At 40.9% G+C, this 19,176-nt stretch carries 14 protein-coding genes; 7 read left to right on the forward strand and 7 right to left on the reverse strand.

Going from position 1 to position 19,176, the window contains the following annotated elements; translation table 11 throughout:
- Positions 1-46: 46 nt before the first annotated feature.
- Positions 47-622, forward strand: coding sequence for a hypothetical protein (locus FHW88_RS25585; protein WP_176628468.1), 576 nt, complete (start codon positions 47-49; stop codon positions 620-622).
- A 111-nt stretch (positions 623-733) separates the two neighbouring features.
- On the opposite strand, the gene FHW88_RS25590 is transcribed toward FHW88_RS25585, so the two are convergent.
- From FHW88_RS25590 to FHW88_RS25600, 3 genes are all read right to left on the reverse strand, one after another.
- A complete protein-coding gene (locus FHW88_RS25590; protein ID WP_176628469.1) occupies positions 734-1,576 on the reverse strand; it encodes an SOS response-associated peptidase in 843 nt (280 codons plus the stop codon).
- A complete protein-coding gene (locus FHW88_RS25595) occupies positions 1,525-1,827 on the reverse strand; it encodes a hypothetical protein (protein ID WP_176628470.1) in 303 nt (100 codons plus the stop codon). The genes FHW88_RS25590 and FHW88_RS25595 overlap by 52 nt, the downstream gene beginning before the upstream one ends.
- 582 nt (positions 1,828-2,409) lie before the next feature.
- On the reverse strand, positions 2,410-2,880 hold the full coding sequence (locus FHW88_RS25600) for a hypothetical protein (protein ID WP_176628471.1): 471 nt from the start codon (positions 2,878-2,880) through the stop codon (positions 2,410-2,412).
- A 176-nt stretch (positions 2,881-3,056) separates the two neighbouring features.
- Between FHW88_RS25600 and FHW88_RS25605 the strand changes: the two genes are divergently transcribed.
- From FHW88_RS25605 to FHW88_RS25630, 6 genes are all read left to right on the forward strand, one after another.
- Entirely contained in the window at positions 3,057-3,950 is an 894-nt protein-coding gene (locus FHW88_RS25605; RefSeq protein WP_176628472.1) for a DUF72 domain-containing protein, read from the forward strand.
- 6 nt (positions 3,951-3,956) lie between these two features.
- Positions 3,957-4,184 (forward strand): hypothetical protein, encoded by a 228-nt coding sequence (locus FHW88_RS25610; RefSeq protein ID WP_176628473.1) that lies wholly within the window; start codon positions 3,957-3,959, stop codon positions 4,182-4,184.
- Between the two features lie 17 nt (positions 4,185-4,201).
- Complete coding sequence (locus FHW88_RS25615) at positions 4,202-4,975, forward strand: DNA-formamidopyrimidine glycosylase family protein (RefSeq protein WP_176628474.1); 774 nt, start codon at positions 4,202-4,204, stop codon at positions 4,973-4,975.
- The gene (locus FHW88_RS25620; RefSeq protein ID WP_176628475.1) at positions 4,968-5,120 is read left to right on the forward strand and encodes a hypothetical protein; all 153 of its coding nucleotides are present in this window, start codon (positions 4,968-4,970) and stop codon (positions 5,118-5,120) included. The genes FHW88_RS25615 and FHW88_RS25620 overlap by 8 nt, the downstream gene beginning before the upstream one ends.
- A 769-nt stretch (positions 5,121-5,889) precedes the next feature.
- Complete coding sequence (locus FHW88_RS25625) at positions 5,890-6,573, forward strand: thioesterase II family protein (RefSeq protein ID WP_176628476.1); 684 nt, start codon at positions 5,890-5,892, stop codon at positions 6,571-6,573.
- Positions 6,574-6,734: 161 nt separating this feature from the next.
- Entirely contained in the window at positions 6,735-7,961 is a 1,227-nt protein-coding gene (locus tag FHW88_RS25630) for a TauD/TfdA family dioxygenase (RefSeq protein ID WP_176628477.1), read from the forward strand.
- A gap of 50 nt (positions 7,962-8,011) precedes the next feature.
- Here the strand turns inward: FHW88_RS25630 and FHW88_RS25635 are convergent, their stop codons facing one another.
- From FHW88_RS25635 to FHW88_RS25650, 4 genes are all read right to left on the reverse strand, one after another.
- Complete coding sequence (locus tag FHW88_RS25635) at positions 8,012-9,655, reverse strand: cyclic peptide export ABC transporter (protein ID WP_176628478.1); 1,644 nt, start codon at positions 9,653-9,655, stop codon at positions 8,012-8,014.
- Between the two features lie 56 nt (positions 9,656-9,711).
- On the reverse strand, positions 9,712-15,159 hold the full coding sequence (locus FHW88_RS25640) for a non-ribosomal peptide synthetase (RefSeq protein ID WP_176628479.1): 5,448 nt from the start codon (positions 15,157-15,159) through the stop codon (positions 9,712-9,714).
- Positions 15,160-15,199: 40 nt separating this feature from the next.
- Positions 15,200-17,575, reverse strand: coding sequence for an outer membrane beta-barrel family protein (locus tag FHW88_RS25645; RefSeq protein ID WP_176628480.1), 2,376 nt, complete (start codon positions 17,573-17,575; stop codon positions 15,200-15,202).
- A gap of 152 nt (positions 17,576-17,727) precedes the next feature.
- A partial coding sequence (locus FHW88_RS25650) for a non-ribosomal peptide synthetase (RefSeq protein WP_176628481.1) occupies positions 17,728-19,176 on the reverse strand: 1,449 nt, incomplete at its 5' end.

The raw sequence follows: 19,176 nt of genomic DNA on the forward strand, positions 1-19,176 counted from the left end.
TCAAGTAAATTTCGTACAACACTCTACTTCCCTATATATTAGCATTATGGATCAAAAAATAGTAACCCTTATCATAAGTATTGTTGCCATATTGGCTACCCTTACCAGCAGTTTGGTCGGGCATTATTTTACAGCCAAAGCCCGTACCTCTTCTTTTAAACAGTTGTTATATGGAAGGCAAGTCGACCTGTTGATCAGAATAATGCAAAAACAAGGTAGTTTCAAAATATATGCGAGCTTGCTCATCCCGGGCGAGGTGGACTATCGGGAACAGGCGCGGAAAGACGGTGTCGAAATTCTTAAAGAATATAGCGCTCTATCAGAAGAAGCAGCAGCGATCATTCCATCAGAGTTATGGGGAGGAATCAGAGATTGCTGTCGGAGCATGAGCGATCTGATCGAGCAATTTGACAGAGGCGAACTTAATTCAAAGGATAAACTGTTACCGTTTACGGCAATAAATGTAAAGGTCGGTTTAATGATCCGGTCATTCATCGGCGCTGATAAGCTTTCTTATGAAAGTGTTGCCCTATTTGAAACAAAAAAGGACCTGCAAAGGATCACTAAAATGGAAATCAGTTCCTTTGTAGAAATGCCCAGCAACAAGAACGCAAGTGTCTAACGAAATAAAGGCGGTACACTATACCCAATCGCTTCAGATGGAGCTACCAAATGGTGAGTAAATCATTATAAAATACTTATCTTGTAAACTTAAAGCCATAAACATATTCAACTAAGCCAATACCAGTTCTTCCGGTGGCCAATGGTCGAATTGCAGCACCTCGGAAATATCCAGATAGGTCATATCAAGAGGGGCGAGGTCCGGGTAGCTTTTCGGTATGGCCTCATAGGCGGTGCGGTAATTAGAATCGATTGTGCAAAACTCCATCATTTTTGATGGGATCTGGGTTCGCGCAATTTCTGTAAGCCTTTGTTCGGGCGGATTACCAAGAAGCCACTCGTATGCTAAATCTTCCGGCGGAATTGAAGGCATCCGCATTTTGGTATTATGTACCTGTGTCATCAGCATGTTGGCTTCTGTTGTCGCCATTGCCACCGTATTTACAAATTCGCTCGTACCCGGGTCGAGCCATTCGTTGTATAAACCTGGCATGAAAAAGTACTCCATTCCTTTGACCTTAAGAAAATAGGGGTACTTAATGGTTTCTTTCAGTTCTTGTCCCTTTTTACCGATCTTGGGAATATGACGTGATTCGACGAATCCTGTTGATAGTATAAGACAACGACGGTTTTTGGCAGCGTCGGCCCACATAGAACGTTTACCGTCTTCTTTTACAAAAAGATTTTCTGATTTGAAATTGAGCGTAGTGAATTTTGCCCGGAATATATTTGCTTCTGTCCGGGTTTTTACAAAGCCCGGTACATAGCCCCATTCGGCCTGCACGATCTCAAAATCTTTGCCGTCTTCAGTAGCGACGAGAATGGCACAGGGTGGATAGTTAAAGCCATTGTGAACACCTGTAGTCAGGAAATTATATCTTCGTACCTCTTTTTCCAGGTTCTTCAGTCGAATAAACTCAGAACGGGTGACTTTTTGGCCGTTGTAGTAACACATATTTCTTTTTTCTTATTTCTGATATAAGCAGCAATAAGCTTGCCGACCTGCTCTGCCAGTTCCTGGCGACCTTCCGGGATCGAGGTCCAGAACTTTTTATCATCAGCGTCGCAGGCAACGGTTATGATCAAAGGCTTAATGCCTGGTTCTGCAAAGTCAATATGAAATACCCTGCCGTTTTTAAAGCTATGTTCAGCAACTTTCGCCGCTGAACCTAAATAGGTGATTTCAAATTCCTGTATTGCCGCCATGTTAAAGTTACTGATTGACGCGAAAAAAAACAACTATGCTAAATTAATTAGTATTATTGTATATTCAAAGATTTGTCGCGAAATTTATGTTGGTTTCGTAACTAACATTAGCTATTCTATCTGTAGTAACTGTTTATCATGGAAATGAAGCCTAACCCCGAAGCAAACATTATAGCAAAGCCCCGTTGCCCTGGCTGTGGCAGATCACTTGTTTATGAAGTAAAATTAGGTTGGTTCTACAGGCTGATCAACAGAATTTACCCTGTCCGCAAGTTTTTTTGTGTGAGCTGTATGTCAGGTAAATATATACGCAGTAAATAATTCGCAAATCAGTGGCACTATTAAAAGCTACTCAGCTTCGCGTCGATCTGTTCACCAATCGCATTGACATCGTCCCTGGTCAGATCTAATGGACAATGACGATGTATACACCTTCCGCTGTTTTGCAGATTTTTCCTAAAACAATACTATGCCGGACCAGCTCAAAACAAAGTCCCTTATGTCCGGAGCATGCTATTTCGTTGGCCTCTATACCGCAAAATGTGTACCTCCCCGGCAGTTAATCTTAATTGGGCCCGTAATTTAATCGTGACTTGCTTCAATCTTTGCTGTTATTTTAGCGAACAGCTCATCGTCTAATGGTTTCCCCTCAGTCTGCTGCCAATCTTTAAGATGTTCGATAACTGCGATAAATATTCCATCCTTTTCGATCCCGAAATGTCCTTCGTTGTCCGAGATACGGAAATGGCTCGTTATCCCATTTATGGTTTCCGTAAATGTAATGGAATCAAACGGCTCTTTTTCCCTGATGAAATTGACGATCTGTTCCTGTTCCTCTATGCTGAACCGGTCGCCCGTAAACTCCCAGATCTGATTGTCATCCTGGTGGAAGGCAACTTCTCCAAGTTCGTTCCCGGTCATATCGGTTTCCAGGATACGGTATACCCCTGAAAAAAGCCTGGCTTCGGGCAGGGTGATAAAGATGGGTTCGAGCGTTACGGTGATCCGGGTGCCGTCATCTTTGGATAATGTTAGCGATGAGATATCAATCATAACAGCTGTTTAAAATGTAAAGGATTGAGCATCGAAAATGTTTCAATACCTGCATACATAGGCTTAGATCAGCTTTAGGAAATTATTGAAATAATAATATAGGGCATGGCGCCTATTAGGCTCAGAATATCCATATTTGTCTGCGGTAATAAATCGAAAACCCGGTAAATCAGCCTATGCACTTTGGAAGAAATGACGCGGAAATTTTGAACTTTGATTATCATTTGCCGGCCGATACAAGCCCGACAACAGCTTTGCTGCAGAAATCAAAAAACTCCGGAAACTTTAAAGCTTATGTGGGAGCACCCAAATGGGGCTATAAAAACTGGCTGGGTGGCATGTATCCAAGGAAAACAAAAGATGCCGAATTCCTGGGGATATATGCCGCCCATTTTAATGCGGTAGAGCTCAGTGCAACATTTTACCAGCCGCAATCGCCCGATCGGATGTTCGCCTGGAAACAAATGGTGCAGGCAGTACCCGGCTTTAAATTCTGTCCCAAATTCCCGCAAAGTATAACCCACATGCGCAGGTTCAGGAATGTAGAAGAACAAACCAATGAATTTTATACAGGCATTGCTGCTCTCGGAGAACACCTCGGGCCGTTGTTCCTGCAGCTGGCTGATAATTTCACCCCCAATTCCTTTAATGACCTGAAAGCTTACCTGGCCGCTCTGCCTCTTGACGTCCCCGTATTTATTGAGGCCAGGAATAAGAACTGGTTCGCTGTGGATGAGTACCGCAGTAACCTCTTTAATTCGCTCAGGGAATTGAACATGGGGGCAGTGATCGCCGATACCGCCGGAAGAAGGGATTGCCTTCACATGGAATTGACGATACCGCATGCCTTCATTCGCTTTGTCAATGGCGGGGATGAGCAAACCGACCGGCTGAGGCTGGATGAGTGGGTAAACCGACTCAAAGTGTGGAAAGAGCAGGGCCTCCAATCCTTATACTTTTTTATTCACGCCGGAGATGCTCCGTCTTTATCAATGTATAACTATTTTATCGCTAAACTTAATCGGGAACTTGAGTTAACTATTCAAATTCCCGGACAAACACTTGGCTGATTTATCATGGAAAGTCGGAATCCTGCATTTAATTTTGCAATGGAATACGCGGGTAAAAAGGTAACTTGCGACGTGGTCATGCAGCCGCGATCTTACGATGTATTCTTCGATAACCGTTTCATAGCTACAATAGTGCATACCGGTGAATCGACCTGGATACAGGAATCTGGTGTCATACTCCCGGATGCGGTCATTGAAGGGATTGGCTTGCGGATAGAAAATGAATATCAATAATTAAAAATTACGATCTTATGCCTGAAATACCTGATTTAAATATATTCAGCAGCAATCTGAGAAAAAGGCTGGTTGGAAAAAACTTGTCCATAATAGATATTCTGATAACCAGGCAACTGAAAGTTGCCGATGCTACGATAAAGGAAGCGTTGGAAGGCCAGACGCTGACAGGCATTGAAAGAATCGGAAAAGAGCTGCATTTTAATTTTGAAAACGGACATGTGTTGAGTATCCACCTGATGCTCCATGGAACCATGTACTGGTACGAAGGCAGAAATGAGAACAAGTTTACTATCGCGGAATTATTATTTGATGATGGCACTGGGCTCGCGATCACCGATTGGCAAAAAGCTGTTATCTTAACACTGGATCCGCAAGAGTCTGCTGCGCCGGATGCAATGGATATGCCTGCCGGCTACTTACAGGCCGCATTAAAAAAACTTACCAAACCAATTAAGACCGTATTGACTGCCGGGAAGGTCGTTCAGGGTATCGGCAATGCCTATGTGGATGAAATCCTGTACGCCGCTAAAATATCACCGCTTTCTATAGCCAATAAGATTCCCGACGCCAATATTGACGTCCTTGTCCAGGCGATCAGCACCGTATTAACGGATGCAGAAAGCCATATCCGCCAGCAGTTCCCGGATACAATTACCGAAAAGGAGCGGGATTTTTTGCAAGTGCACCGCCCGAAGCAAACAACGACCCTTAGCGGTGAACCAATCCTCAAGACGGAAATAGATAAAAGAAAGACTTATTATACCAACAGCCAACAGCTGTTTGATTAAAAAGAGTGCGGTTAACAAACTTGATGGCGAAGGCAATAACGAAGAAGGAAAACCCGGCGGAAAGTTGCGTTCTAAAAGTACGGTTGGCACAGGTTCCATGATGCCGCCATCAGCGATTATTCGCGTTTTATTGCTTATGTACTGAATTGCCGGGGCCTAAAGCCTAAGATATTTCTTGAAATGATCAGGTCACAGATCTGTATTCATTCGATCTGCGAATTTCCGAGGTTGCTGGAAGAACCCACGCGCCGCGATGACCATATAAAGCTATCGTACGTCAGGTTGGGGCGTGATCAAAATGCTTTGCCGACCTGCGTTCTTCAATGCTTTGGTCAGCGAAAATGACCTTTTGCGTGCGAAAAGGTGATCATCAATTTCCAGAGGGAGCAGCACTGGAAATATCCCTTCACTTATGATATGTGGAATCGGGGCTGATCGCCCTCGCCGGATTAAAGTTTGTATTCGAGGCTGTTTAGGATGGGTTAAAATGCCAGGCGGCCACGCCGGAGCTGCTGCCTTTTCGCCTTGTTTGTTGTCTTTTGGGAAGTCTTAAACAGCCTGCGCCTGGTCTCTTACTTGTACTTTGTGCGTTCGGTTGATCGAAAAATAACTACCATGAATTATGGTCGGGATAAGCGGCAAGCTGCCAATAATAAGAAGGTCCTTTTCGACGTTAATTAAAGCTGAATTGTCCTGAAACGGCTGCCCTTGGTACGATAAACAGAATTGTCGAAGGGCGATTATCGCCTCGTTAGCCACAACCGGTAAGTTATAAGGAAATATCAGTTCAACTATAGTTTTTTTGGCGACGTGACTTTTTTAATTTTAAGTTGTTTTCGTAATATGAACGATAGTACTTTCGCAAGTATATAAATTACAATAGCCTCTATGGAGGCAGTCTACCTCCATTTTATATGATAAAGCCACAGATTTTTTTATTACATTATGCCGGCGGCAATCAATATTCCTACCAGTTTTTATTCCCTTATCTCACGCCAGATTTTGAAATAGTAACTTTAGAGCTTCCCGGTAGAGGGAAGAGGATTCACGAATCGTTAATTTTGGACTTCAATTCAGCAGTAGACGATATATATAAGTTTATTTCGCCAAAATTTACATCCGGTACCGATATGATAATGGGACATAGTTTAGGTGCACTGCTTGGATTTTTTGTTACAGAGAAACTCGAGGCTAATCAAATATTCCCCCGCTCCTTGATAGTTAGTGGGAATTCGGGACCTAGCGACAATATTTCTGAAAAACGATATGATCTCCCCTCGATAGAGTTTAAATCTATGCTTCAGAATTTAGGTGGAATGCCGGATGGTTTCTTTGAGGAAGATGATCTATTTGAGTTTTATGAGCCAATTTTACGCGCTGATTTTAAGCTTTCCGAGACCATAAAGAATGAAACCGGATATCGTATAAGAACTCCGGTTACGGCCATTATGGGGTCAGAAGAGCCGACGGTAAACAAGATCAATAACTGGCGGAATTACACTAAGGGGCCTTTTAATGCTCATGTTTTAAAAGGCGGACATTTTTTCATTCATCAGAATGCGTATGCGCTGGGTGAAATTATCAGGTCTCTGCGTTAAAATATTGAGATCGGTTGCGGTATCACCGAGCCTCATCTGGTCAGATTAGCATCCGAAGTGATAATTGCCCTTATCTGCTGATCATCTCGGTTAAATAATATTGTAAAATATTTAATTCAATATTTATAGATTGTAATAAATCACCATATTTACTGTATCCTATGATAACGACATTTAAGCAAGCCAACTCCAGATTTTTAAAGGAAACTGAATTTAGCATTCGATCCGAAAACGGACGATGCCCCCTAATAATTGAGCCGGCTGACATCCAGAATGGGATGTTATTATCTGATTTTTTGGCAGAGAATAAGGATAATGTCAATGCTGCCACTCACGAGTATGGTGCGGTTTTGCTCCGGGGTTTCACCACCCCGTCAGAAAATGAATTCGAAAAAGGAATGATGATTCTCAGGCCGAATCAGCTCATGGACCGATATTTTCTGTCGGAAAAAGGGAGAACACTCGTCGAAGGAACCCGGAACGTTTTTTATACTAATAAATTTATCAAGACCGGTGGTACGTTTGATTTTGGCGGATTTCATTCGGAGAATTACTACACAGTAGATGTGCCAGGATTCATTACTTTTTTTTGTTTAAAACCATCGGCATTTGGTGGAGAAACAGGATTGATTGACATGGAGATGGTCTATAGAGACTTGCCGGACTTAATGAAAAAAAAACTGGAATCTAAAACATTTTTAACCGGGACAAAGTCGATATCAGCTGTTGCGGAAAGGTATGCTATTTCAGAAGAAAAAGTAAAAGCATATTGCAATAAATTTGGTATTGAATTTGAAAGGGGAAAAGATGGAAATGAGCATATCTTAATTTTTAAGCCAGTCGTTTGTATTCACCCTAAAAGTAGCAAACCGGTACTTATTTGTAATCTTAGCCGCGAAATTCCGCAGTTAGACACAGAGTTAAGGAAATTATTTAAAGCTGATTATTCTACAATTAAGTGGCTTCTGCATAGATTTATCTGGCGTTATCCCGCTATAATAACATCGTTAAGGTTCAATAACGTTTTCGCTAAGTTTATGGGATGCCTGAAGCAGGATAATGACCTGAAAGTGAAGCTATCGAATGATTCAAATGAAAACAGGAAAATTTCAGAAGTATTCAGTTATGACGATATTAAGATACTATCAAAAGTGATGAGAAAGCATTTCCTGTCATTTACCTGGAAAAAAGGAGATGTTTTACTGGTAGACAATATGCGGATGGCACATGCTGGTATGCCAGGATTGGGACCGCGCACAATAAGAACGATAATATCTGATCCCTACTCGATGATTTTTTCCCAACATGATAAAGGCATACAACTGCCCCGCAGGTCCGATATAAATGCAATAGTTGCAACCCGGATAGAAACTGGGAATAGTCTCTGATCAGACTTCACAAGCGGTATTTGTACTTAGTACTATTTCTGGATAAGAAACTATGGCGCAAATTGATTGACAGCATCCAGATAAAGTTGGCCCGCACTCATACGATATAATTTATCGGCGCAATGATAATATTTATCATCATGTGTTATAGCAAGTATGGTATACCCCTCATCTTTTAATATCGGCAGTACTGTTTGGTAAAATTTCCGTCGGAAAACCGGGTCTTGATCTGCTGCCCACTCGTCGAGTACTATGATTCTTTTGTTTTCCAATAATGCGCTAATAAGTGCCAATCGCTTTCTTTGACCGGTAGAAAGGTTCGTTGTTGAAAACCTGTTCCCTTCAAGAGAAACCTTTTTCTCTATCTCAAACAATTCAAGGTATCTAACAAGCCTGTCTTTGTCGATGGGAAGATTACTATAAATTTCCTCAAATAAATGAAAATCTGAAAAGACTACCGCAAACAGAGTTTGATAGTTCGCCGGTTGTTCGGGCGATATAACTGTGCCATCTAAATAGATTCCTCCATTTGACGGTTTCAATAAACCCAAAATTACAAAGATTAACGTGGTCTTGCCACTTCCGTTACCTCCATGAACAAAAATGATTTCCCCCTTTTTGATCGTAAAGTTTAACGGACCAATCGAAAATACGGTTTTTTGGTGATTTACATGTTCGAAAGCGAGGTCAGTGAGCTCAAGAACCTCGAAATCAAGGTTAGCAATATTCTTCTCCAAACGGACGTTCTTACTGACCTCAGTTTCCGAGTCCAACAAATTTTTCAATTCATTGATTTTATCTGATGCTATTCTTGCCTGAAGTATTTCAGGAATCGCGGTCATCATGTTTTCAATCTCCCCCTTTAAATACATTAAAACGAACAAAAAGCTAATAACTTTAGGCGTAGAAATATCAAGCAAGAATTTAAAATAGATTAACGTTGCTCCGATTAGGGAAAACATCATTATCTGGCCTATAATTTGACTGTTTAAAAAGCCAACAAGTGATTTTCCCCGAAACTTTATTGAATCGACAGACAATGGCTTTATTCGTTCTTCAAATATGATATCTCCTTTTGACCTATCGACACTAATTTCTTTAAATCCATCTAGAATGCCGCTAAGATATTTCATGAAATCTGTTTCAAGTATCCTGTATTTCTCAAACAGCGATTTATGCCTATTCCAGGATATTAAGTAGGATGTTACGCCAAGGAGAATTCCTCCAAGGGTTATAAAAAAAAGCGGAAGAGAGATAGCCGCCATATATATACAACAAGCCAATACTGATATAGCAGAAGCCGCGAACAGTAAAATACTCATATAAGCATTGGTCAGTGTAAAGACGTCTTTTGTAATCACCGTAAGAATTTGGTCTTTTTTGCCTGCGTATTGCTTTAAGCTCAGCCTTAGAACCAAGTCGATGATATCTTTCCTTAGCTTCCACAGTATCGCTTGTGAGAATTGAATTACATTTTTTGACAGAAGTCTTTTAATTAATATAAATGATATAATCGTTATTATATAGAGAAGGGAATATTGATAATGATATTTATTTAATGAACCATTTATTAACGCTTTAACAAGTGTGTTGATGATATATAAAAACAAAAAATTCAATCCCCCGGATAGACAATTGAGCAACAAGATTTTTGAGAAACTCTTAAATTCCATTAATCCATGCATTTTTTTCATAAGGCAAATGGTGTACTTAGTTTCTGGACAATTAACAGACAAAACTGATTTTTATTTTAATGATGGCCGCTGCTGTTTGAGACGGAATTTTCGACCATATCCAGGCATTTAATTATGGATTGAGCCAATAGCTCTGCATTTGAAAGCTCAACCATACTAAAATGATCGCCGCCAACCGTAGTCTTATTTATTACCGGCGAGTGCTCCGACCATCCCAAATAATCGCCCGTATCAATCCATTTGCTCGAGGCTGCTACCATTAATGTCAAAGGACTACTAATCGCTCCTGTTACCTTACTTTCAATTGAGCGATTCGTCTTGAATAATTTAGCTATTCGCTTAATAAATTCAACATCAGAGGCGTCGTATTGTCCGTCAAAATCTAAAAAGTCACCGCCCTGGCTTGCCAAGCCTTCAGCATTCTCAGGGGAAACAGCTGATTCGTCAGATGGTGGGTGTTCATTTCGAGAGATGTATCTTGAAAAATACCGGGTAAACGGGGCATTTAGATCAGTACCATATCCTTTATTTGCGTCGGAACTCAAATCTGGGGCTTGTTGGAAATCACTGGCAACATCTAATAGTACAAGATGTTTTACCTGCTCATTTTTTTGTTCCAATTGTTGAACCATTTCGTAGGCTACATGGCCTCCAAATGAATGCCCGATAAAAATATAGGGTCCAATTGGCTGAATTTCTTTCATCCAACGAATGTTTTGCTCCGCAATTTCTTTAATAGAGGTTAACGGCTTTTCATCTTTAAGATACCCCTTCATTTGAATGCCATAAACGCTATAATTGCCCTTAAGCGCTTTGGCAAGATCAGCATAATGTTCGCATACGCCGAAAACTCCGGGTAATAAAAATATAGGAGGTAAACTATTGTTATTGCTTAGTAGAATCAGATGTTCGTTTACGGAAGTTTCTGAGGCTATCTTCTCTGGTAATAGTAACCCATCCAAAGCCGCTGCTTGGCGCTCCAAAGTTTGGTGTTCAAAAACAAAAACAAGCTTGATCGTAATATCGAAATGTTTTTTAATAGCAGAGACCAATTGCATTGCCAATAACGAATGCCCTCCAAGTTCAAAGAAGTTTTCGCTTAGACCAACCTTATCAACTCTTAAAAACTCCTTCCAGATCTTTTCTAACTTAGTTTCTGTGCCTGTGTAGGGCCTTTCGTCACGCTGGAAATAGTTACGATTTAACAATTTGGTTTTTATCAAAAGGTTTTTATCAATTTTCCCATTTTCAGTAAGTGGCAGTTTCGTTACGATGTTTATCTCGGAAGGAATCATATAATCAGGAAGCTTTTCCGATAAGGAATGTCTGATATCCTTAATCAGCATCGTGGTTATATTGTTAAAAAGTGGGGTATTATTTCTTGGCCGGTCCTTTACTCGCCCTTCAAAGCTGGTTTTTATCAACGCCTGGCGCCATCCTTTATCCAAAAATAAATCTATTTTCAACGGATCTTCATTCAAATACATCCTTAAATTGTATCCCTTTGATTTTGCATACCGGAGAATATCATTGATTTTTTCATGTTCAGAACTCCTGGTAGTTTTTAGCGAGGCCTTAAGCTCTCTGATCGTTTTGACAGATTTTTTTCTTAATGCTTCATTGATTATAAATTCATTTATGAGCCTTGGGTTATGCAGGCCTTTTACGCCTATCGACGATATTCCCTCGCTTAGCAATTTTTTTACATCTTCTAAATCCTCTGGTTTTTTCCAGTCAGGGACATGAAGTTCTATTTCACTGTCAAGGTGAATCACTACGCTGTATCTATATAAACTTAATTCATTTGAAAATGTCACTTCCTTCCACCTCATGTCGACATGCGTCACTTCTGGGATTTGATTGACCATGTCGTAAAAAAACTCTGGTGCTATGCACAACTCCTCTTCACCCGAAGTCTTATTTTCAATATGCCATAAAAATTGCTTTAAATCAGTACTATCTGTGGCTGCTTCCAGCGAAAGGCGAATATTAAAACAGTTTAGAAGTCGATTGTCACGGACATCGCCCACAATTATTTTTCCTTTTCCATTAAGGATTTTTATACAGGTGGCAAGCACGTTTTTCAAATAATCGATTGTAGGAAAGTACTGGACAACTGAATTTAAAATCACCGTATCAATTTCTTGATCAATAAACTGCATTGGCTGAAGTTGGTGAGCCGCACTGATCATAAACTTTGTCTCGACGTGCCGGTTGTTGGGCTTGCGCGCCTGTGAGTTTAAGAGATTTATCGACGTGCTCGAAAAATCGGTTCCGATGTATCTATTCACATGATCTGCAATGCCGTAGTAAATGAGCCCTGTTCCACAGCCGATTTCGAGAACTGATACAGGTTTTTCCTTCAGGATGAAATTAATAATATCGGATTGCCATTCACGCATATCGATCGCCGGGATAGGGCTACCCTTAAAGCTGTCATTCCATCCAATGATATTAAATTCTGCTTCTTTTGCGCTTAGTTCTACACTTTTGTCGTATTCCTCATCATATAAGTATTTCCAATTTTCGATTTGTCGATCTTTAATGGCTTCTTCGCTTTTTAGTATGGATATCTCATTTAGCACTGCGAAGCAACTTATTTTATTTGTGGTGCCATCCTGCTGCGGAATTAAAACAAACTGCGCAATGTTGTCATTGTTTTGTAAGGCTTTTTCAATTTCAGCTATCTCAACCCGATATCCACGGATTTTTACTTGCTCGTCAAGCCTGCCAATAAAGTCGATATTACCATCAGCAAGCCATCGTCCAATGTCTCCTGTTCTATAAAGCTTTTCGGTAACAGCCGGACTGAATACGTAGTCTATAAAATTTTTTGAAGTAAGGTCTGAACGGTTGTAATAGCCTTTTGCCAGGCTAGCTCCGCCCAAAAAGATCTCACCTGGAACTCCAACCGGTGCAAACTGGCCAGCCTTGTCAAAGATATACACTTTAACATTCGGAAGCGGTTTGCCAATAGGAGGTTTAATAGTTTTGTCCCCTGCAGGTAGTTTATATGAACTTGTTACTACGGTGTTTTCGGTCGGTCCATAGTTGTTGACCACTGTGTACGATACGTTTTTTAAATCTAAAGACAATAATTTTTCTCCTCCCGTAAGCAGATAACGCAGATCTCTGAGGAGTGTTGACTGACCTATAAAGTCATAAACCATAGAGGGTGTAAGGAACGCGTGCGTGACACGCTTCAATTTGAAAAGCTCCACTATGGATGGAACGGAAAGCCGTTCTGTATCGTCTACCATAACGATTTTAGCACCCGCAGATAAATATGGCCATATCTCCCATCCAAAGGCATCGAATGCAATTCCCGCCATCGAGGTTGATATACTATCCCGCACAACTTCAAAATTTGCGATATGCCAGTTGACCAGGTTGGCCATATTGCTGTGGGAGATCATGGCTGCTTTGGGCTGTCCGGTAGACCCCGACGTGTAGATCAAACACATCAGCTGCTCTAAATTGATCTTGGGTTTTGCTTCAAAAGGCGGATAGGTCTGTTGTCTAAAAATATCCAGGTAATCAACCTTCATGAATTTCTCGGTTAATCGGAGTGCCGAAGTATCTTCATTCACAATAACGCAATCGACTTCCGCATTGCCCAGCATATAGCTGATTCTTTCTTCTGGAGAATTAGGATCAATAGGCAGGTAGGCCGCGCCCGTCTTTAAAATGCCAAGCATACTGATCACAATCTCCGTACAACGTTTCATGCAAACAGCCACAACCGAATTAACAGTAGTCGTCGCCTTTAAGTGATTGGCAACGCTGTCTGATAGCTGGTCGAGTTCTTTATATGTAAACTTATTTCCATTGTACTCCAGCGCGACCGCCTCCGGAGTGGATTTGAATTGCAAATCAAGATGATCCAACACGCTTTTATTCTGCAATCCGATTATAGCCTTGTCGTTGAAGGCTTTTGAGAATTTTAACTTCTCTTCGTTTGTTAAAATATTTAGTTGGTATATAGGTATTTGCTTCTCTATGTCAATTGCTTTCAACAACTCAATGTAATGTTGACATAGTCGTTCAATAGTGACCCGCCGAAAATGATTGGCATTGTATTCAGCATTTAAAATAATTCCCCCCAAATGTTCGGAAAGTGAAAAAACTATGTCAAATTTGGAAGTCTTATCGTCAACCTGTTCTTCCCTGATGGTTACGCCATTCAGCAAAAATCCCGACGCTTTCGGAGCATTTTGGAATGTAAACATCACCTGAAAAAGTGGGTTTCTCCCAATGTCGCGTTCTGCTGAAAGCTCGTCTACGACTCTTTCAAATGGAATATGTTGATTTGAAATCGCCTCCAACGTAGTTTTTTTTACTAATTGAAGGATTTCCTTGTACGACATATTTTCGTTCAGCTCGGTCCTTAGCGCCAATGTATTCACGAAAAACCCAACGAGGTTTTCAAGTCCTTCCTGATCCCTGTTTGCCACAACCGTACCGACGCAGACATCTGTTTGACCTGTATAACGGTGCAATATAATTTTGAATGCCGCCAAAAGGCTCATGAACATGGTCACCTCTTCGGCCTGGTTAATCAGCGATAGTTTATCTCTGAGATCGCTGCTAATTTCAAATGAGAGCGATGCCCCATTATTGCTGTCGATAGGTTTTTCGTTGTCATAGGGAAGATTAATTTGTTCGACACCATGAAGTTTTTCTTTCCAATAGCTGACCCCTGAGTTGAAAGCAGAATCTCCAATCTGATTTCGTAACCATATCGAATAATCGGCATATTGGATGGATAGCACTGGAAGGCTGGCCGCTCTTTTCTCTGAAAGCGCACTATAAATTTCAACCAAATCTTTTACCAGCACCGAAATTGACCATCCATCGCAGGCTATATGATGTACGATCAAGATCAAGACAAAATCATGATCTGTTTCACAAAGTAAATGGGCTCGTAACATATAGTCCGTTGACAGCTCAAATGGCCTGTATAGGAACTCGTCCAAATATGTCGAGTAATTTACAGCGTGAATTTGTGGCAAATTTGTTTTAAGTATCTGCCAGTTGCCGGATTTACGGATTTGCTGGTAAGGAATGCCATCTTTGGGGACGATGACCGTTCTCAATATTTCATGTCGCTCGATCACTTCACGTAGGGCTTTTTCCAAAAGTTCAACATTGAGAAGGCCTTTCAGTCTGAGCACAGACGACATATGATAGTTTGTACTGCCATTCAACTGATCAATAATCCAAAGTCTGTCCTGACTGAACGATAACGGGATATTTGAAGGGCGCACTGCTTTTGCCAGAGTCTTGTTTTCTGACCCATATGAAATGCCGTGTTTTGTACTAACCAAAAAAATAATGAGGTCGTCTTTGTTAGCTTTGATTTCTTCCATCAGGGCTGGGCTAAGAAGTTGCCGGTCCTTAGCCCGGATTTTAATCTTCCCATCTTCTTCGAAAATAATTATTCCTTCTTTTTGAGCTCTTTTTATAATCTCGAATGCTTTGTTTGAAGCTACGTTATTGATCATAATAGTAAATAGTTAAATTGAATTGTCCCAATTGTCAATCTCAGTGTGCTCTGTCAGTTTCATCTTCGGCGGCTGCTTTGTTTGAATAATTGGTTGATTTGAGTTTTCCAAATCGTAAGCTGGCCGATAATTTGACCGACCGAAGTGTCACATTCCTATCTACACCATAACTACTGTCATTATAGGAAAGGCTTTTGTTAAGCGTATAGGAGTTGAAGAGATCAAGTCCCGATAACCTGATCGTTAGCTTTTTTCCAAGATATTTTTTACTGATCCCAATCTCTGTATACAGCTGATCCTTTGTTCGGGCTAAGCCGTTTGCTTGGCTGGACGAGTAATTTACTAATAAATCTAAACTGAATAGCTTGGGAATTACATAGTTATTGTAACTATAAATGTAATATAACGGCTTGTAGGAATAAAGAGATCTGGTAAACCTGGAATCCGACAGCCTGTCGTAGCTAATATTAAAATTGTTTTCTGATGTCCAATTGCCAACTTTAACTGGTATCGTCAGGTTTAAAAAATAGGTGCTATGCCGAGCTAAATTTAGCTTTTGCAGCAAAACCTCCCCAATTTCGCCAAATTCAGCTATGGTATTAATCTCCCCTCTGGTTTTAGAGTAACCAGCTTTCACAACATAATCTTTGATTTGGAAGTAGGCGGACACGGATTGCGTATAAGCAGGTGTAAGAGTTGGGCTCCCTTTGACTATGTTTGTAGGTCCATTATATAGCACATAGGGACTTAAGTCATCATAACTTGGTCTTAAAATCCTGCGGGAATAGTCCAAGCCCAATTCCAGATCATTTTTCTTATAGGCTACATGCAAATTCGGATAAACATTAAGATAATTAGTATCGATTATCGACCGGTTTTGTAATACAGAGCGCCCCGAAGTAGCAGTATGTTCCAACCTGCCTCCTATTGTATAAGTTAAGGATTTTCCTCCACCTTTGTATTCGATATAGGCAGCTGTTATATTCTCGCGGAACTTATAATTATTCGAAAATTCTGTAATGGGTTCGATCTTCCCAGAATCAATCTGGTTGAAATCGCCTAGACTATTCATTCGAGTTCCAGAAAATTTGAAGCCTGCCGAGACTGAATTTACCTTGTCAAAGTTTTTATTGAAATCCGCCCTAACGCTATAGATTTTAACAATATCCCTGTTTTCATTGCTGAAATTTTCGGTGTTTTGTGCTGTGCCATCTTGCTGAATCAGGTAATTATCATGTTCGTGCTCGTTAAAATACTGCCCTGCGAAAAGGAACCTGCTTCCCATGCTGTCCAATCTGTGGCTATAATTTAAGGATGCCGAATTATTGTACCATTGTGTCCGGCCTTGATTGTTCACCATAACATTTTGGTTGAGGGGATCATTGGACGAATACGTGTTTGAATGGTTGGCGACATCTTGGTGTTCCCTTGTATTGTTTCCTTTGTATTCAAAAGATACCAAATCATGCGAAGAGATTTCATATGATGTTCCAAGCCGGTAGGTAGGTATGAAGGCGGATCTGATGTGGGTATTGATTAACGCATCTCCGTTGAAGCTTTTATCTCCGACATGATTATAATTTGAGAATACCCGAACATCCCTATTAAGGGTGTTCTGTGTGTACCCGCCGGAAATACTCAACCGGTTCGCTTTATAATCCATTGACAGGTTGGTTGTTTCATTGAAGAAGCGGCCTGCCTGGACAATCTGTCGGAATTCGCCTAGAAGGCCCTGTGAAAAATTCTGCTTACCTTCTATGTCGATTACCGCGTTGCCCTGGGCATCATATTTTGAAGAAGGGTTAGTTACAACGGATATTTTTTTTATTCTTTCGACAGGAATTGCGCGTAATTGTTCGGCAGTAATCCTATCGCCATTGTAATAAATAATTGCCTCTCCCTTCCCGACAACAGAAGCGTTCTGGCCATCTAAAACTACTCCTGGTAACTTGGAGAAAAGTTCTTCAATTGTACTACTGGAGCTTAAAGTTGAATTGGCAATATCGATTTTTGTATTTCCCTGACTTGTGCTTAAAACGGGTGGTTTACTCGTTATATTAACCTCCTGCAATTGTATGCTTTTGGGTTTAAGCCTGATAGTGCCCAGATCCAAAATGTGGTCTTTAGCAGTATTTTCAAGTTTCTGTATATGATCTTCGTAGCCCTGAACAACAATTTTTAACATAAATGTGCCGGTGTCCGTCGGGAAATTCAACTCCCCTTTATACCATGAACCGCTCAATAGTACCCGAGAATCCGATGGGCGTAACAGATAAGCATTTCCACTTGGTATTAGCGCTTCGCGTTCGTCAATAATTCTGGCCTTTATGGTGCCTTTTACCTGCCCTAAAGCAGAAAGACTGACAAAAGAAATAACACAAACTATTGCGATTTTTATAGTTGTTCTCAATCTCATTTATTTTTGATATTATAACGAATTTGGGTTGATGAGCCCGTTATGGTTGCAAAATATTCATTTATTATGATATTATTCCTTGCGATATCATTTTACACAATTACGTCTCTTAATATTTACATAGCATGTAAAATGGAGTCGCAGCTAACGTGTTATATTTCAAACACGTCAGCATCTTTTTCTAAATCCATGATTTCCTTTTGGACAATATAATCCATATATCCTGCTAAGGATCTTATGGTTCTAAATTGAAAAATCAAAGGAACCGATAGGGTCATGCCAATTTGTTTTTTCATAGCTGATATCAATCTCATTACTGTCAAAGAATTTCCACCTAAATTGAAAAAATCATCGTCAATGCCGATTGGGATTCTGCCAAGGACTTTTTCCCATACCGTTACAAGTTCAGCTTCCGTTGCTGTCTCTGCCTTGACATAAATATTCCCGCTGATTTCCTGATGGTCTGGATCCGGCAATTTCTTTTTGTCTATTTTTCCACTACTGTTTAACGGAAAGGCATCCAGTTCTATCCAAATTTGCGGTATCATATATAATGGCAAGGATTGCTGCAAATAGCTGGTTAGTTTATTTCGTTCGAACGGTTCCGAAGTAATTACATATCCGATCAGCTGTTTTTCTCCATTGACCGTAGTCTTGGCAGTTACTGAGCTTTGCTTAACATAGGTTAACTTTTCTAATTCGTATTCAATTTCACTTAACTCAATACGGTAGCCCCTTATTTTTACCTGATCGTCAGACCTGCCGAGGTGCTCGATCTTTCCGTTTGCTAACCATCTTCCAATATCACCGGTCCGGTAAAGCAGGCCGTCCCCGAAAGGGTTAGGAATGAAGCGCTCCGATGTCAGTTCCGGTTTGTTTAGGTAGCCGCGACTGACCCCTGGGCCGCCTATACAGATTTCTCCCGCGACCCCCTTTGCTGATAAGCCTTGTCTTTGATTTAATATATACAGTTGCTCGCCGATTAAAGGATAACCAATGTTAAGTTCATCGCCTGAATTTATATTCAGATGACTGCTCCAGATGGTAGTTTCGGTAGGTCCGTAAACATTGAATATTGGAATACCTGGCAACATTTCCTTTAATTGAGTGAAAAGCTTCATCGGCATTGGTTCTCCACCTATCAGAATAATTTGTAAATCTCTGAGATAGCTAAATGCGTCATCTGCAGCAATCCATTGATTTAATCTGGAGGGGGTGAGCTGCAGGATGTCAATTTTTAAGTGTTTAAAGTTCGTTTGAATGGCTTCCGGGTCAAGTTCATTTAGTAGAATTACGGTCATTCCCTGAGCCAGGGGACAAAGCAGTTCAAGTACGGATATGTCAAAGCCGTACGTGGTTAAGGCTGCAATTCGCATGTCTTTTTTGAAGCCGAAACTGCCGGGCAGGTTAGCCGTGAAACTCACGACATTTCGATGTTCGACGAGTACGCCTTTGGGTTTACCTGTAGAGCCGGAGGTGTATATGACGTAGGCGAGGTTGGCCGGGCCGGCGGCTGTGTCAGGAGGGAAGGATGCTTCGTTGCTGACGGTTTGCCAGTCACCATCGATACTGAGGAGGGTGCCTTTATACTCCCGGAGGAT

This window comes from Mucilaginibacter sp. SG538B (assembly GCF_013376065.1).
Lineage (GTDB): Bacteria > Bacteroidota > Bacteroidia > Sphingobacteriales > Sphingobacteriaceae > Mucilaginibacter > Mucilaginibacter rubeus.

Excerpts from the sequence above, each read along its gene's own strand:
- FHW88_RS25615 (WP_176628474.1), top strand. The coding sequence starts at position 4,202 with ATGCCTGAAATACCTGATTTAAATATATTCAGCAGCAATCTGAGAAAA.
- FHW88_RS25625 (WP_176628476.1), top strand. The coding sequence starts at position 5,890 with ATGATAAAGCCACAGATTTTTTTATTACATTATGCCGGCGGCAATCAA.
- FHW88_RS25595 (WP_176628470.1), bottom strand. The coding sequence starts at position 1,827 with ATGGCGGCAATACAGGAATTTGAAATCACCTATTTAGGTTCAGCGGCG.
- FHW88_RS25630 (WP_176628477.1), top strand. The coding sequence starts at position 6,735 with ATGATAACGACATTTAAGCAAGCCAACTCCAGATTTTTAAAGGAAACT.
- FHW88_RS25640 (WP_176628479.1), bottom strand. The coding sequence starts at position 15,159 with ATGATCAATAACGTAGCTTCAAACAAAGCATTCGAGATTATAAAAAGA.
- FHW88_RS25605 (WP_176628472.1), top strand. The coding sequence starts at position 3,057 with ATGCACTTTGGAAGAAATGACGCGGAAATTTTGAACTTTGATTATCAT.
- FHW88_RS25610 (WP_176628473.1), top strand. The coding sequence starts at position 3,957 with ATGGAAAGTCGGAATCCTGCATTTAATTTTGCAATGGAATACGCGGGT.
- FHW88_RS25635 (WP_176628478.1), bottom strand. The coding sequence starts at position 9,655 with ATGAAAAAAATGCATGGATTAATGGAATTTAAGAGTTTCTCAAAAATC.
- FHW88_RS25590 (WP_176628469.1), bottom strand. The coding sequence starts at position 1,576 with ATGTGTTACTACAACGGCCAAAAAGTCACCCGTTCTGAGTTTATTCGA.
- FHW88_RS25645 (WP_176628480.1), bottom strand. The coding sequence starts at position 17,575 with ATGAGATTGAGAACAACTATAAAAATCGCAATAGTTTGTGTTATTTCT.
- FHW88_RS25600 (WP_176628471.1), bottom strand. The coding sequence starts at position 2,880 with ATGATTGATATCTCATCGCTAACATTATCCAAAGATGACGGCACCCGG.
- FHW88_RS25585 (WP_176628468.1), top strand. The coding sequence starts at position 47 with ATGGATCAAAAAATAGTAACCCTTATCATAAGTATTGTTGCCATATTG.